Origin of the sequence: Gracilibacillus phocaeensis (assembly GCF_900626275.1) — a bacterium.
In the GTDB taxonomy this organism is placed as follows: Bacteria; Bacillota; Bacilli; order Bacillales; family Amphibacillaceae; genus Gracilibacillus; species Gracilibacillus timonensis.
This window is the reverse complement of record NZ_LR131144.1, coordinates 889,727-903,386: the sequence shown is the minus strand read 5'-3', so window position 1 is coordinate 903,386 and position 13,660 is coordinate 889,727. Positions and strand designations below refer to the sequence as shown.

13 protein-coding genes are annotated in these 13,660 nt (G+C 41.6%); 4 read left to right on the top strand and 9 right to left on the bottom strand.

Features of this window, described 5'->3' with window-relative positions; all coding sequences use genetic code 11:
* Nucleotides 1-24 precede the first annotated feature (24 nt).
* Together E0E32_RS12135 and rnz are read left to right on the top strand one after the other, a co-directional pair.
* Nucleotides 25-753: a glycerophosphodiester phosphodiesterase gene (locus E0E32_RS12135; protein ID WP_130859851.1), complete on the top strand. Its 729-nt coding sequence runs from the start codon at nt 25-27 to the stop codon at nt 751-753.
* Between the two features lie 201 nt (nt 754-954).
* Nucleotides 955-1,869, top strand: a complete 915-nt coding sequence (gene rnz, locus E0E32_RS12130; RefSeq protein WP_066193081.1) for a ribonuclease Z — start codon at nt 955-957, stop codon at nt 1,867-1,869.
* Nucleotides 1,870-1,900: 31 nt separating this feature from the next.
* Here rnz and E0E32_RS12125 read toward each other — a convergent pair whose 3' ends face one another.
* Nucleotides 1,901-3,034 carry a DNA polymerase IV gene (locus tag E0E32_RS12125; protein WP_130859850.1) on the bottom strand — a complete coding sequence of 378 codons (1,134 nt, stop codon included), beginning with the start codon at nt 3,032-3,034 and terminating at the stop codon, nt 1,901-1,903.
* Nucleotides 3,031-4,149: a M20/M25/M40 family metallo-hydrolase gene (locus tag E0E32_RS12120; protein WP_130860194.1), complete on the bottom strand. Its 1,119-nt coding sequence runs from the start codon at nt 4,147-4,149 to the stop codon at nt 3,031-3,033. Before E0E32_RS12120 ends, E0E32_RS12125 begins: the two co-directional genes overlap by 4 nt.
* 169 nt (nt 4,150-4,318) lie before the next feature.
* On the opposite strand from E0E32_RS12120, the gene prli42 reads away from it, so the two are divergent.
* Nucleotides 4,319-4,423 (top strand): stressosome-associated protein Prli42, encoded by a 105-nt coding sequence (gene prli42 / locus E0E32_RS22260; protein ID WP_149867529.1) that lies wholly within the window; start codon nt 4,319-4,321, stop codon nt 4,421-4,423.
* A gap of 162 nt (nt 4,424-4,585) precedes the next feature.
* Here the strand turns inward: prli42 and E0E32_RS12115 are convergent, their stop codons facing one another.
* Both E0E32_RS12115 and ltrA read right to left on the bottom strand, forming a co-directional pair.
* Nucleotides 4,586-5,017: a BrxA/BrxB family bacilliredoxin gene (locus tag E0E32_RS12115; protein ID WP_066193075.1), complete on the bottom strand. Its 432-nt coding sequence runs from the start codon at nt 5,015-5,017 to the stop codon at nt 4,586-4,588.
* Between the two features lie 806 nt (nt 5,018-5,823).
* Nucleotides 5,824-7,152: a group II intron reverse transcriptase/maturase gene (gene ltrA / locus E0E32_RS12110; RefSeq protein ID WP_130859849.1), complete on the bottom strand. Its 1,329-nt coding sequence runs from the start codon at nt 7,150-7,152 to the stop codon at nt 5,824-5,826.
* 748 nt (nt 7,153-7,900) lie between these two features.
* Here ltrA and E0E32_RS12105 point away from each other — a divergent pair.
* The gene (locus E0E32_RS12105) at nt 7,901-8,569 is read left to right on the top strand and encodes a TerC family protein (protein WP_066193074.1); all 669 of its coding nucleotides are present in this window, start codon (nt 7,901-7,903) and stop codon (nt 8,567-8,569) included.
* Nucleotides 8,570-8,588: 19 nt separating this feature from the next.
* Here E0E32_RS12105 and E0E32_RS12100 read toward each other — a convergent pair whose 3' ends face one another.
* The 5 genes from E0E32_RS12100 to E0E32_RS12080 form a co-directional block, all read right to left on the bottom strand.
* Nucleotides 8,589-9,206, bottom strand: coding sequence for a trimeric intracellular cation channel family protein (locus E0E32_RS12100; protein WP_066193073.1), 618 nt, complete (start codon nt 9,204-9,206; stop codon nt 8,589-8,591).
* Nucleotides 9,206-9,838 carry a transporter gene (locus E0E32_RS12095; protein WP_066193071.1) on the bottom strand — a complete coding sequence of 211 codons (633 nt, stop codon included), beginning with the start codon at nt 9,836-9,838 and terminating at the stop codon, nt 9,206-9,208. Before E0E32_RS12095 ends, E0E32_RS12100 begins: the two co-directional genes overlap by 1 nt.
* A gap of 256 nt (nt 9,839-10,094) precedes the next feature.
* Complete coding sequence (gene tnpC, locus E0E32_RS12090) at nt 10,095-11,657, bottom strand: IS66 family transposase (protein ID WP_286171898.1); 1,563 nt, start codon at nt 11,655-11,657, stop codon at nt 10,095-10,097.
* A gap of 66 nt (nt 11,658-11,723) precedes the next feature.
* Complete coding sequence (tnpB, locus tag E0E32_RS12085) at nt 11,724-12,074, bottom strand: IS66 family insertion sequence element accessory protein TnpB (RefSeq protein ID WP_205410304.1); 351 nt, start codon at nt 12,072-12,074, stop codon at nt 11,724-11,726.
* Between the two features lie 300 nt (nt 12,075-12,374).
* The gene (locus tag E0E32_RS12080) at nt 12,375-13,646 is read right to left on the bottom strand and encodes a dihydrolipoamide acetyltransferase family protein (protein ID WP_434059217.1); all 1,272 of its coding nucleotides are present in this window, start codon (nt 13,644-13,646) and stop codon (nt 12,375-12,377) included.
* Nucleotides 13,647-13,660: the final 14 nt, after the last annotated feature.

The following is a 13,660-nucleotide window of genomic DNA, read 5'->3' as shown; positions in this document are numbered from 1 at the left end:
CGTTTTTTGGAGGCTTAGAAATTCATGACAACGATTATTTATGCACATCGCGGGGCTAGCAAGCAAGCTCCGGAAAATACAATGCCAGCCTTTGATTTGGCCTATCAACAGGGAGCAGATGGCATTGAGACGGATGTACAATTAACAAAAGACAACATCCCTGTGCTTATTCATGATGAGAAGTTACAACGCACCACGAACGGCAAGGGTTATATTAAAGATAAAACCTATCAAGAATTGAAGCAGCTCGATGCTGGCAGCTGGAAAAATCCTTTTTATCAAGGGACAACTATCCCTACGTTAGATGATTTGTTAAAATGGAATCAAGATAAACATTTGGCCTTAAACATTGAATTGAAAAATAACGTCTTTGCTTACCAAGGGATAGAGCGGGTTGTTTATAACAAATTAGCGGATTATCAAATGCTGGAGAAAAGTGTGATATCCAGCTTCAATCACCGCAGCATTCAACATATTAGTGAATCGCAGCAATCTATCGACTACAGCCTACTATCAGGAAAAAAAGCCAAAGATTTGATTAGCTATGGAACACACATCCAAGCAGCTGGCATTCACATTCGCTATCGTCTGTTATCAGGTCCATTAATAAAACTGGCTCAAGCCAATCAACTATATGTCGCTGTTTATACTGTAAATATGCCAGCTACGATCAAAAGGGCAATACGACTGGGTTGTCATGCTATTTTCACAGACGTGCCCCAGGTAGCCAAACAGGCAAGAGATTCCTTATAAAGGATCTCTAATCTATCTATATAAGTTGAATGAAATCATTTCTCATGGATCTGGTATGTGCTCTTGATCCATTTACGCAGTGTGAATGGATCAAACGATGTATTATCAGGAAATCATGCGAGCAAAGGCTTGCTTGTCGCACGTTTTTGTTACATTTATACGTTCAACTTATATAGCTAATTTTTAGAAAGGAAGGGACTCATGAAAATAAACTTCTTAGGAACGGGTGCTGGTATGCCTAGCAAACAGCGCAATGTGACATCGATTATCTTAGATACATTACAAGAACAGAATAGCTTATGGATGTTTGATTGTGGTGAAGCTACACAGCACCAGCTATTACATACTTCCCTTAAATCGCGCAAAGTGAGTCATATTTTTATTACCCATTTACATGGTGATCATATCTTTGGACTCCCCGGCTTTTTAAGCAGCAGATCCTTTCAAGGAGGGAAAGAAGCTGTTACGATTTACGGTCCAAAAGGCTTAAAGGCGTTCATAGAAACCTCTCTCCAGGTCAGCCAATCGCGACTTGCTTATCCTATCTTAATCAAAGAGGTAACGGAAGGAAAGATTTATGAAAATGATCAATTTCAAGTTTTTGCGAAGCGATTAGATCATGGCATCGACAGCTATGGTTATCGAATCGAACAAAAGAACAGCCCTGGTCAGTTACAAGCAGACAAGCTAAAGCAAAGAGGCGTTGCACCAGGGCCTATTTATCAACAGTTTAAAACACAAGATTATGTCACACTGCCAGACGGCGAAACCGTTGCAACGGCAGATTTTATTGGAAAAGCAAAAAAAGGGAAACACGTTGCTATTCTTGGTGACACGCGAACCATGAAGGAAACAGTGGACTTTGTTGCACATGCTGACCTCCTTGTTCATGAGGCAACTTTTAGTAAAGATCAGGAGAGGATTGCTTATGATTATTACCATACAACCACTACACAGGCTGCAAGCCTTGCCCAACAAGCTGTTGTAAAACAATTAATACTTACCCATATTTCTTCTCGTTTTCAGTTAGACCAAACAGAGCAGTTGTTGGCAGAAGCACAATGCCTGTTTCCACAGACAGCCATTGCTTCCGATTTTTCCTCCTTTATCGTTTGAATGACTTATATAAACAAGAAGATCCGTTCGTTTACTGATCCTCTTGTTTTTCCCTTTCATTCAAGTATTGAAATAAATCAAGCTGATAGGTCATCCCTTCTTTTTTCACTGCGTTTTGTATGGTGACCCCCAGCAAACGGACTGGTTCACTATTCCAATGCTGCTCCAATAATTGTTCCGCATAAGCAAAGAGCTCATCAGCCGTTTCAATATAATCCTTCAACTTGATTCTTCTTGTGATTGTCTTGCGATCATTATAACGAATCGTAAGCTGCACACTGTCTCCGACTGCTTTTTTACGTTTTAAACGTTTCTCCACCTTGTCAGCTAAATAACGTAATTGTCCCCGTAATTCGTCGTAATCCACAATATCATGCGGAAAGGTTTGCGAGCTTCCAATACTTTTGAAGCTGGCCGCTTTTTCAGGGTCTACCGGCCTTGGATCTTCCCCCAACGCCCGTGTTTTTAATCGTTCCCCATTGATTCCCAGAATCCCTTTTAACAGTACGGTATCAGACTCGACTAAATCTTCAATGGTGAAAATATCATATTTGTTTAATTTTGCCGCTGTCTTACGACCAATCCCATACATTTCTTCAATCGGTAACGGCCACAGTTTAGCAACAATATCACGCTTTCTTAATATGGTGATCCCATTTGGTTTCTTCATATCAGAGGCCATCTTTGCCAAAAATTTATTGGGGGCAATGCCAATGCTGCAGGGTAACGAGAGGTCATTGGCAATATGTTGTTGAATAGCCTCGGCTATCTCAACCGGATGTCCTAGATCGTAGCTATCTGTAATATCCAGAAACGCTTCATCAATCGATACCGGTTCAACAAAGGTTGCATAATCCTCTAGTATACGAAAAATCTCACCAGAAACCTCGCGATATCGCTCATGCTTTGGTCGTCTAACTATCAGTTGAGGACACAATTTCTTCGCTTCCCACAACGTCATCGTCGTTTTGACTCCTTTTTTTCTTGCCTCATAACTGCTCGTTACTATAATCCCTTTTCGTTCATCGGGATTACCTGCGATGGCTAATGGCTTCCCTTTTAAAGAAGGATCGTCTGCAATCTCTACCGACGCATAAAAGCTATTCATATCCACATGCAGAATTACACGACCATTCTTGGGGTATCCTGGATGATTGGAACTCATTTTACCGCTTCTTTAACAATATGATACATTAACAAGGGTACTTCTGTAAGATCATCTATATCGATATTTTCTGCTTTTGTATGAATATGCCGATATCCTACCGCAAGATTGACGGTTGGTATTCCTTTGCCTGACATATTATTGGCATCACTTCCACCGCCACTGACGGTCAGCTTGGTCGTTTTATTCATGTTTTTTATTGCCTGTGTCGCTACGTCAACGACTTGATCCGTTTCTGTGAAGTTATAATTTGGATATAGTTTTTCCAAAGTAACTTCTGCCTCTCCTCCCATTCGCTCCGCTGTTTGTTTTAAGGCACGTTCCATCGCTTCCACCTGCTTGGTTAACTTGTCTTCCTTCAATGATCTGGCTTCCGCAATTAATTGTACTTCCTCACAAACGACGTTGGTCGGTCCTTTGCCTTCAAAGCTGCCAATGTTAGCCGTTGTTTCTTGATCAATTCGCCCCAAAGGCATTTGTGTAACTGCTTTAGCCGCTATGCTGATGGCCGAAACCCCTTTTTCCGGTTGAACACCAGCATGCGCTGCTTTCCCTTTAATAAGTGCCGTTAGCCTTATTTGAGCCGGTGCTCCCACGATAATCGTGCCAATATCGCCATCACTATCTAAAGCATAGCCATAATCAGCCGTCAATCGACTTGTATCAAATTGACGGGATCCCGCTAAGCTCGATTCCTCTCCGCTCATAATCACAAATGAGATATCTCCGTGTGTTGTTGGCTGCTCTTTCAATTGATGAATAAGTTCTATAATGGCAGTGATACCTGCCTTGTCATCTGCACCTAGAATGGTTGTTCCATCAGAATAGATCGTTTCTTCACGAATAACCGGTTTTACATCATTGCCGGGCACAACGGTATCCATATGGGCGGTAAAATAAATGGATGGTTTATTAGTGTTATTTCCTTTTAATGTTGCTATGATATTACCAGCTTGATGTCCAGTGATTTCTGCTGTTGCATCCTCTTCTACCTTCAACCCTAGATCTTGGAATTTTTCAATTAAATAGTCAGCAATTTGTCTTTCTTTAGTAGTTTCTGAATTAATCTGTACTAACGTCAGAAACTGCTCCACAACTCTTTCTCGATTAATCATCATATGAACTCCTTTTTATTATGTTTTCTTGTTATTTTCACAACTATTCCCTTGTCCCCGTTCGCTATTCGATGTAAAATAAAAACTATGATTAGGATGGGAACATACCTCTATTTTACACGATTTCAAAGGATGTTCAAAAAGCTCAATTACTAAAGGAGGATTTATAGTGGCATCTAAGCGACAAAGACGCATTAGGCTGGTTATATATATTATGATTGTGGCCATGGTACTATCTGTATTCACTACCGGGTTAGCGATGTTTATCAACTAAGACCATGGCTTACCCAGATTGAATCTACGGTGCCGTCTGATCACATATTCTCACAATGGCTAATGAAACAGCACCTTTTTTATTCCATAATAGAGCGGACAAGCCTAAACTTGTCCGCTCTATTAAGTAACTTTACAACACTTTCAGCATTTTGAATCTTATTTACAATTCATCACAGTTGTCTTCAAATAGTTGTTGCAGCTTAGTGACAACCTCAACTGGACTATGTCCCTCAATTTCATGACGTTCTACCATTTTGACAATCTTACCATCCTTTAATAAAGCAAACGATGGAGAGGAAGGGGCATATCCTTCAAAGTATTGGCGGGCTGTCTCTGTTGCTTCTCGATCTTGACCAGCAAAAACAGTTACCAATTGGTTCGGACGCTTGTCATAATGAATAGCGCTTGCGGCAGCGGGTCTAGCTACGCCTCCAGCACAACCACAAGTGGAGTTCACCATTACCAATGTTGTTCCTTGCTTTTCTAAAGAATCCTTCACTTCCTCTGATGTCATTAATTCCGTAAAACCAGCATCTCTGATCTCTTTTCTTGCAGATTCGGCTACATCACCCATATATAAATTAAAATCCATTGTCTCACTTTCCTCTCTTCATTGTTTATAATTAAAATAGTAACAAGAATCAGCGTTTTTTTCAATCAGCTAGCTTTACTGATATGCGACTTCTTTTGATTATGATTGCTAAAATATCCATCAGATCATCTTGCAGGTTACGGATACAGACAAGCCAGCAGTATTAATTGGACGGTAAGGGATCGGACAGGTTTAAACCCGGTTTTTCTAATAAGCTAAGAAGATTGATAATCATTGATATAAGGGGATTTGATATGGTCTGACCTAGAATAAACCGGAGTACCGATAAGATGGATTATGTAAAGTAAAAGGCTACTCCAAGTGATCATGTTGAACGTTTTTTATGTGCTGAGAAGCGCTCCGGAAATAGGTTCCGCTGGGTAGTAGCACTACAATCGAATGGCTGCGAAGATGAAGTGTTCCAGACACTATATTTCTGCCAATAAGCAAACCGCATAACCTTTTTCTAAGAACGATTCGATCCTACGTTATGACTTTTATATTTATACCATGGAATCAGTTGACGACTTCTCCTTATGCTACAACATTGTCTAGGTACCTAGAATGCTTCCTTCTTGCAGTAACAACCATTGTTGTACTCCATCTAGCGGAGGGAATATGCGGAGACTCCTGTGGGACCAGGACGAGCTGAAGATCCACTTGTAAAAGTGCTCTTCTTTTGCAAGTTAGCTGAAGCCGGCCCCACGTCGAGTAGAGGAGAGCCTCTCCCTCATGGGATTGTGCTTCTCCCCCCTCACAGATCCGTGCGAGCGCAATTAACGCACACGGCTCCTCTCTTCCATCGTTCACAGAATGTATGAAATATGGGACCGTAATTCATAGATGTTTACCTTGATGGAGGGTTTCGGTAACGGAAATTTCCGGAGAAAACATTGAAACTTCTCCCAATCAAAGGATTTCCGCTGACTTCGGCGGTTCATCCATTTATAGAATTGGTTCTCCACCTCAAAGTAGAATTCATTCACTTTATCCATATTATCCGTTATACAGTAGTATTGATAATATCCTTGTAGCGAGCGCCTCAGACGTTCTACGATATCTTTCATATCCATATGACGGTGCGTTCTTAGCCACGCTTTGCTTTCTTTTAGTTTCTTCCCCATTTTCTTCTTACTTGTTTTACGTTTGACGCGGAACTTGCCTGTCTTGCTTTGTCCGCAATAATGGGTGAAACCCAGAAAGTCAAAAGTGGATGGTTTCTTTCTCCCTTTTCGCTTTTCTCTTTCATACGCATATCGCCCAAACGGCAGGATCTTGGTCTTGTCTTCGGCTAGTTCCAGTCCAAATTGCTGAAGCCTTTCTCGTAGGGCTTCATAAAATGCCTGGGCGTCTTCCTCATACTGAAAACAACAGACAAAATCATCGGCATAGCGAACCAAGTAGGCTTCCCCTTTACTTGCTTTCTTCACCCGCCGTTCGAACCATAAATCCAGTACGTAATGTAAGTATACATTCGCTAAAATGGGCGAAATCAACCCGCCCTGTGGTGTCCCTTTCTCCGTTGGGTAGTGCGTTAACTGCTCCATATACCCACTCTTGAGGAATCGGGCAATTAATCGGAGAAAACTGGGGTCGGAGATTCGGTGTTCTAAGAACTTCATCATCCACTTATGGTCTACATTATCAAAGAATCCTTTGATATCGGCGTCTACCACGTAGTTGGTCTTTCGCTTTTCTATATAGACGTTGAGTATCTTCAAAGCGTCATGGCAGTTTCGTTGCGGACGGAAGCCAAACGAACAGTCCAGAAAATCTGGTTCATAGATGGCGTTTAAGATCGGCGCCATCCCTTTCTGTACGATTTTATCCTCGTGTTCCGGTATCCCTAACGGACGAAACTTCCCTCTTTGTTCCTTTGGGATATAGGTCCGTCTCGCGGGCTGCGGTCGATAGCTTTTCTGCTTCATTCGCTGGACTAAATCCGCTATATTCTCTTTCAACTGTTCCCCATACGTCGCTTTCGTTGTGCCATTCACCCCACTTGCCCGTTTCGCAGGTAGTTGGTGATGACACCACCGAAGATTCTCCTCGTTCAATAGGTGAGCGAGCGAGGTGAATCTCCTCTTTGGGTTTTCTTTCGCTAATTCTGTTATCCTCTTAAGTTTTGTTTCCATCTCTACTTCTACCTCCGTGTGTAGGAAATGTGTCCCTTACTAGGGCGATGTCAGAGCGACCGCCTTCCCTCTTTCGGCATTGCCCGACCTCTTCGGTACTATGCGATCGTCCGACTTCCTGCTTGTCATTTGGTTCCCTTACTTTGTATCGCTTGGATCCCCATACTCGCTTCTTTACGAAGAAAGAACAAACAGGACCTCCCGAGTTGCCTTCTCATCATTGTATAACATGCCTGGCTCTTAGACCCCGAGGGAGTACGATCATCTTACCATTTTGCGATCAACCGTATATGGTCTTCCAGTCTTTCCACACTGTCGACCTCCCTAGTTCACTGCTTACGAGGCTCTATCACTTTCAGGCCTATTACCTTGCTGTTTACGCTTAACGATTGGGGTTGCCCCGTTTCGTCCAAAACTCGCTATTGGTGGTGTGGTTCGCACCTTACCAAACAGGATTTCCACCTGTTAAATGAAAAGACCTTGCTCGGTCGCACGGAAAGCGCAGCATATTCCCGGAGCGCTTGCTTCGCACAGATAAAACGATCAAACTTACCACTCCAGAAAGTGGGCTACTTACTTTACATAATCCAACTTATCGACAGTTCAGTGGCTATTTTTAGTTATTCGTAAAGCGCCGGGCGGGTTTTGCCCGGTTTTTTATTACAAAATTGGTATCACGATAACAGGTATATTTTCAGAAGAGACAAGCATAAGATGAAAGAAACAAGCTTTGTGTAGGAGGGATAGGATGGATTTATTTCATATAGATTGGATGGGCTTACTACATATTATTGCTATTGACATTGTACTGTCGGGTGATAATGCATTAATCATTGCGATGGCAACCAAAAACCTATCAAAGAAATACCAGAACAGGGCAATTCTAATGGGTGTGGCAGGCGCTATCTTGTTACGGATACTATTTGCCAGCGGGATTACTTTTCTGTTAGGTTATCCTTTTATTTATTTTATTGGAGGTTTACTACTGATATGGATTGGATACAAAATCATTTTAAAAGAAGATGAAAACCAGAAAATAGCTTCCTCGCCTTCTATTTATGGGGCAGTAGGTACCATTATCTTAGCAGATGTTGTGATGAGCCTTGATAATGTAGTAGCCATTGCTGGTGCCGCTAAAGGACACCTTCCATTGTTAGCCTTAGGTGTTCTTATTAGCATCCCTTTGATGATTTTCGGAGCAAAATTTATTGTCTGGCTGATGCAACGCTTTACTTATCTCATTTATATTGGTTCCGCCATTTTGGTATATACAGGTGTAGATATGATCGTGCATGAACCTTTCATTTATCATTTTTTTCAGCTAGAAACTGGGATCGTCACTATTTTATTAAGCGCGATTCTAACACTTGGTGTCATTATCAGCGGATATTCTACCAATAAGCGGCTGGAGTCCTAGCATAACATCCAGCCGATGATTATATATTTGTTTTCTTTTGCACAATAGGTACATTCCAACGCCATTTTAAGGCAAGGATACGAATAATCAAGGTAATAATTAAGCATAAATATAGGCTTACAGTGAGTGAAATGAATTCATAAGTGCAGATAAGGACGACTGAACCAGCAATCGAGGCGATACCATAGATTTCTTTGCGAAACACCAGTGGAATCTCGCGCACAAAGACATCTCTTAAGACACCGCCGCCTATTCCCGTCACCAAACCCATTGTAATAATCAGAAAAGGCTGGGAATAATCTAAACTAATTGCCGCATTCGCACCTACTGCGGTAAAAACACCTAAACCAATCGCATCGAAAAAAGCGATCCCATGCTCAAACCGATTCAGTTTTTCATAAAAAAGAATTGTAGCTAAACTAGCCAACAGACTCACTAAAAAATATTGAGGATCGGCCAGATTGGTTGGAGGTATATTCCCGATCATCAAATCACGTATCACGCCTCCAGCTAATGCCGTTGTTAAACCCAACAGAAGCACACCAAAGACATCCAAGTCTTTTTTGATAGCCAGTAATGACCCTGATATAGCGAAGGCAATGGTGCCAATATATACAAACGTCTCAATTAAAAACATTAGGACCTCTCCTTATTGGATGATGGAAAAACTTCTTTTCGTTTACTCCAAAGTTCTGCCATTCGATCAAAAAGCCATTGAAGCACAAGACCTTGGATAATAACACCTACAATGGATGTCAGCGTTAATAGAATGATCGTTGGAAAATGATTAACGGTTTGCAAGCTATTAGCAAACACAAATAAATGCTTAGCTGTTACCACCAATGACTCTATCCATGTTGTCAAACTGTTGTTCATCAGCCAAATAACACTAGCATTGATCACGACAATAATTGGAACAACTGAACCTAATAATATTTTTTTCACATAAGATAAATTCTTTAGGTATGGTGTTACATAGTACTTGGTAATTGTTTTGATCCGAAACAAGTAAATAACCCGTACGATTCTGGCCACCTGAAAAAATTGGTCAAGCGGTATTACTGCCAATAGAAGAAACGGGTTCTTCTGAATAAACTGCCATTTATTTGGCGCTGTCAGTATTCGTACCAGATAGTCTACTAAAAAAACCAACCAAACTACTAGATTCACCATGGAATTTACTTCGTGATCGACCCATAAGGTTAATATCGTTATAATAACCAAACTGATCATCAGTATATCATAGATATATCTTGCTTTATTTTTCATCCCATCACCATTCCAAAAGATATAAAAACATAATTATTGACTGTGTTACATCACAGATAGGAACGTCCTGATTTTACCACACATAGATAGCGATTTGGAAGGGAAAGTTTCTAAAACAGTCTTTGAATCGCTTTTTTATCAAATAGGAAAAGATAGAAAAAAGGTAAGCGATCAATACTCAAGTGTATAGAAAAATCCCCAACCCTGCGATAAACTGTTCTAGAAAGAGGAACAGAAGGGTTGGGGAGATTTATCCTTATTTCTTGTTTCGTGGCTTTGGCAGCGTTCTTTCCTGGCAACGTTCTTTGACGTGGGAACGCCATGGCAAATAAGCCTTCAAATCTTCCTCATTGGTTAAGGTGGGAAGGTTAGGAAGTTCTTCGAGTAAATAAATGATATATTTTTCGGGAACGAGGTTATTTTGTTTCGCTGTTTCGATGATACTCATGATAATCGCAGCGGCTGTCGCTCCTTCATAGGTGGCGCTGAATAACCAGTTTTTTCTTCCCATCACGAAGGGTTTGATGGCCCGTTCGGCTCGGTTGTTATCAAGCGCTAGTTTCGCATCTTTCAAGACCGTGCGAAACGTGGACTCGTATGTCAAAGCATACTGTATCGCTTCGCCTAACTTGCTGCCGGATAAAGGATCTTGTTCCCGTAACCAATCAAAAAAGGCATCCATTTTGGGTTTCAAGATGGTTTGGCGTTTCTCCAGCCTTTCCTCATCGGATAGTTTGGACCACGCGCGCTCATACGTGAAGAATTGGTCACACCTCTCGGCTGCTTGTCGACTCAACGCATCAGCGGGACAATCCTTTGGCATCGCGTCTATGAATTTGCGACGAACATGCGCCCAACACCCGACCAACTCTACGTTAGAAAGGGCTTGATAAGCTTTCCACATATCACAATGGATGTACCCTTTATACGTATCAAGGAAGCTTTGGGCGACATGGGCTCCCCGACTTGGATCGTGATGATAGAGCGTGATCGGCTTTTCACTATATTTGGCGCTTAAAAAGGTCCAAAAATGCGTATTCACGGTATCACTTTCCAATACCCGATACGTTGTTTCATCGGCATGTAACATCGGCTGTTGAAGTAGCGTGTCTTTCAACAGTTGATAAAAAGGGGCTAAATAATAATCCGACACTCGTATATGCCAATTGGCAATTTGTTGGCGCGTAATAGGTAAACCAATGCGGTGCCAACCTTTTTCTTGACGATAGGCAGGTACTTTTAACTCAAATTTCTGATGAATGGACTGGGCAATAATCGAAGCAGAACCCAAGCTATTATCGATAGGCGCTTTGGGAACTGGTGCTTTGATAATCTTATCTTCTGGTCCCTGCTTGGAACAGGTTGCGCACTTATAAGCATGTTGGTAGTGCACCTTTCGTTGAAGCTTGGCAGGAAGGTAAATGACTTCTTCTCGCACGGCATAGCTCCCGATAGCGTCCAGCGTTCCCTTGCACGTGGGACAGGTACAGGCTTCCCCCTCCAGTTGATGGTGAACAGGATGCTCCGGAAACTGGTCTAAGATGGTTTTTTTTCTGCCTTTCGTTTTCTTTCGTTTCACGGTAACTTCCTCGATTTCCCCTTCCACGATAGGAGGGGCTTCTGCTGCATCAAAGAAGGTGAGTTGATGATCAGGAGGTAGTGTTTCTTTGGATTTACCGAAGATTTTTTGGGTGAGGTAAGCGACTTGTTCCCGCAACAATGTCAGCTCATTCGCTTGTTGAGCGAGCTGAGCTGTTAATTGTTCAATTTGTTTCACTTGTGCTTCGTTGATTTTTAGTAATGTCTCCTCGGGACTCATACGCGTTTCTCCCTTTTATTTTCTAACTATATTATACCATAAAAGGGATATAAAAGCACTCTTTATTTAATAAAAGGCGCGAGAAGAAGCGATTTGTATCGGTGGATCAATCGAAAAACCACGGAGTAGCCAATCCACTTGTTGACTGGTCAGTTCCCGGGCTTCTTTGGTCGTTCGAGGCCATTTTAATTGCCCATTTTCAAACCGTTTATATAACAGCCAGAAACCTTCTCCATCCCAATGCAGCATCTTGAAGCGATCCTGCTTGTTTCCACAAAAGAAAAACAACGCTTCTTGAAAAGGATCTAAATGGAATTGGGATTGCACCGTATAAGCCAACGAATCAATCCCATACCGCATGTCTGTTTTTCCACATACAATATAAAACCCTTTCGCTTGCTTTAAATTAACAATCAAATAGAAAAACCTCCTGTATCTTTGTCTTACCATAAGTGTACAGGAGGTGATGCTGCATTTATAGATACTTGGTTATTGATCGCTTACGAAAAAAGTATATACTTTTAATGCGTAATATAAGACTGGGCAGGTATTGATGTTTTTTTGTAGAGCTTCTTCTATTATACGGCGTCATTTGGAAGTTTGTGACCATTACCTAATTAGCGGCATGTCAAAAAGCGCTCCGTAGGATTTAGACGGAGCGCTTGCCATGCAAAAAATAATCATTATATTATAAACTACCATTGATGCAGCAAGTTCTTAATAAATTGGTGTTGTATCGCTGGAGATGTTCTCCAGGATTGCTTTTACGTGCGACATAAAGGCGCCACAGATAATACCATCTAACACACGATGATCTAATGATAGACACAGATTCACCATATCACGTGCGGCAAACATATCATCAATAATCACTGGCCGCTTCACAATCGATTCTACTTGCAAGATAGCCGATTGTGGATAATTAATAACCCCCATTGATTCTACGGAACCGAATGAACCCGTATTATTAACAGTAAAGGTTCCGCCTTCCATATCTTCTTGTGTTAAGGAGTTCGTCCTTGCCTTTTTGGCTAATTGCGCAATTTCTTTCGCAATCCCTTTAATGCTCTTCTCATCCACATTTTTGATGACGGGTACATACAATTCATGTTCATGAGCCACTGCAATAGAAAGATTGATATCATTCCGCTGGATAATCTTATCCCCTGCCCAGCAGCTATTCAACTCTGGGAATTTTTTCAATGCCTTAGCTACGGCATTTAAAAAGAAAGCAAAATAGGATAAATTATAGCCTTCATTTTCTCTAAAGCTGTCTTTTTCTGCATTACGATAAGCCACAAGGTTGGTGACGTCTACCTCAATCATCATCCATGCATGCGGGATTTCCGTTTTGGACCGTACCATGTTCTGAGCAATTGTTTTTCTCAGACCCGTAACGGGTATCTCTCGATCTCCAGGATTTGCCTTCACTGCTCTTCTTCTAATGATTGGAGGTGTGAACTCCTCGATGGCGTCTTCTTGTGGCTCTGGTTCTGGCTCTGCAATCGTTGCGTCTAAAACCGGCTCTGAATGGTTGGTTTCTTTCACCTCAGATTTTCCGCTTGCTATCCATGCCTCTACATCTTTCCTCGTGATTCTTCCACCTTTTCCAGTGCCATTTATGGTATTTAAATCTATATTATGCTCCTGAGCCAAACGCATCACGACAGGAGAATAGCGTTTTTTCATATTCGTATGATCACCAGTGTCCACTGTTACTTGACTCTCTGCAGATGCAGCCGACATAGAGGCGGTTTCTTCTGCTTCACCTTCCACTTCTATGTAACACATCAACTGACCTACTTCTATTGTCTCGCCTTCCTCTGCAATTAACTCCGTAATGGTACCGGAGAAAGAAGAAGGTACCTCGGCATTTACCTTATCTGTCATCACTTCTGCAATGGGATCATACTTCTCAATTTGATCACCCACTTGAACAAGCCAAGTGCTAATCGTGCCTTCTGTTACACTTTCGCCTAATTGAGGCATATTAATTCTCTGGA

Excerpts from the sequence above, each read along its gene's own strand:
- E0E32_RS12135 (WP_130859851.1), top strand. The coding sequence starts at position 25 with ATGACAACGATTATTTATGCACATCGCGGGGCTAGCAAGCAAGCTCCG.
- rnz (WP_066193081.1), top strand. The coding sequence starts at position 955 with ATGAAAATAAACTTCTTAGGAACGGGTGCTGGTATGCCTAGCAAACAG.
- E0E32_RS12125 (WP_130859850.1), bottom strand. The coding sequence starts at position 3,034 with ATGAGTTCCAATCATCCAGGATACCCCAAGAATGGTCGTGTAATTCTG.
- E0E32_RS12120 (WP_130860194.1), bottom strand. The coding sequence starts at position 4,149 with ATGATTAATCGAGAAAGAGTTGTGGAGCAGTTTCTGACGTTAGTACAG.
- E0E32_RS12115 (WP_066193075.1), bottom strand. The coding sequence starts at position 5,017 with ATGGATTTTAATTTATATATGGGTGATGTAGCCGAATCTGCAAGAAAA.
- ltrA (WP_130859849.1), bottom strand. The coding sequence starts at position 7,152 with ATGGAAACAAAACTTAAGAGGATAACAGAATTAGCGAAAGAAAACCCA.
- E0E32_RS12105 (WP_066193074.1), top strand. The coding sequence starts at position 7,901 with ATGGATTTATTTCATATAGATTGGATGGGCTTACTACATATTATTGCT.
- E0E32_RS12100 (WP_066193073.1), bottom strand. The coding sequence starts at position 9,206 with ATGTTTTTAATTGAGACGTTTGTATATATTGGCACCATTGCCTTCGCT.
- E0E32_RS12095 (WP_066193071.1), bottom strand. The coding sequence starts at position 9,838 with ATGAAAAATAAAGCAAGATATATCTATGATATACTGATGATCAGTTTG.
- tnpC (WP_286171898.1), bottom strand. The coding sequence starts at position 11,657 with ATGAGTCCCGAGGAGACATTACTAAAAATCAACGAAGCACAAGTGAAA.
- E0E32_RS12080 (WP_434059217.1), bottom strand. The coding sequence starts at position 13,646 with ATGCCTCAATTAGGCGAAAGTGTAACAGAAGGCACGATTAGCACTTGG.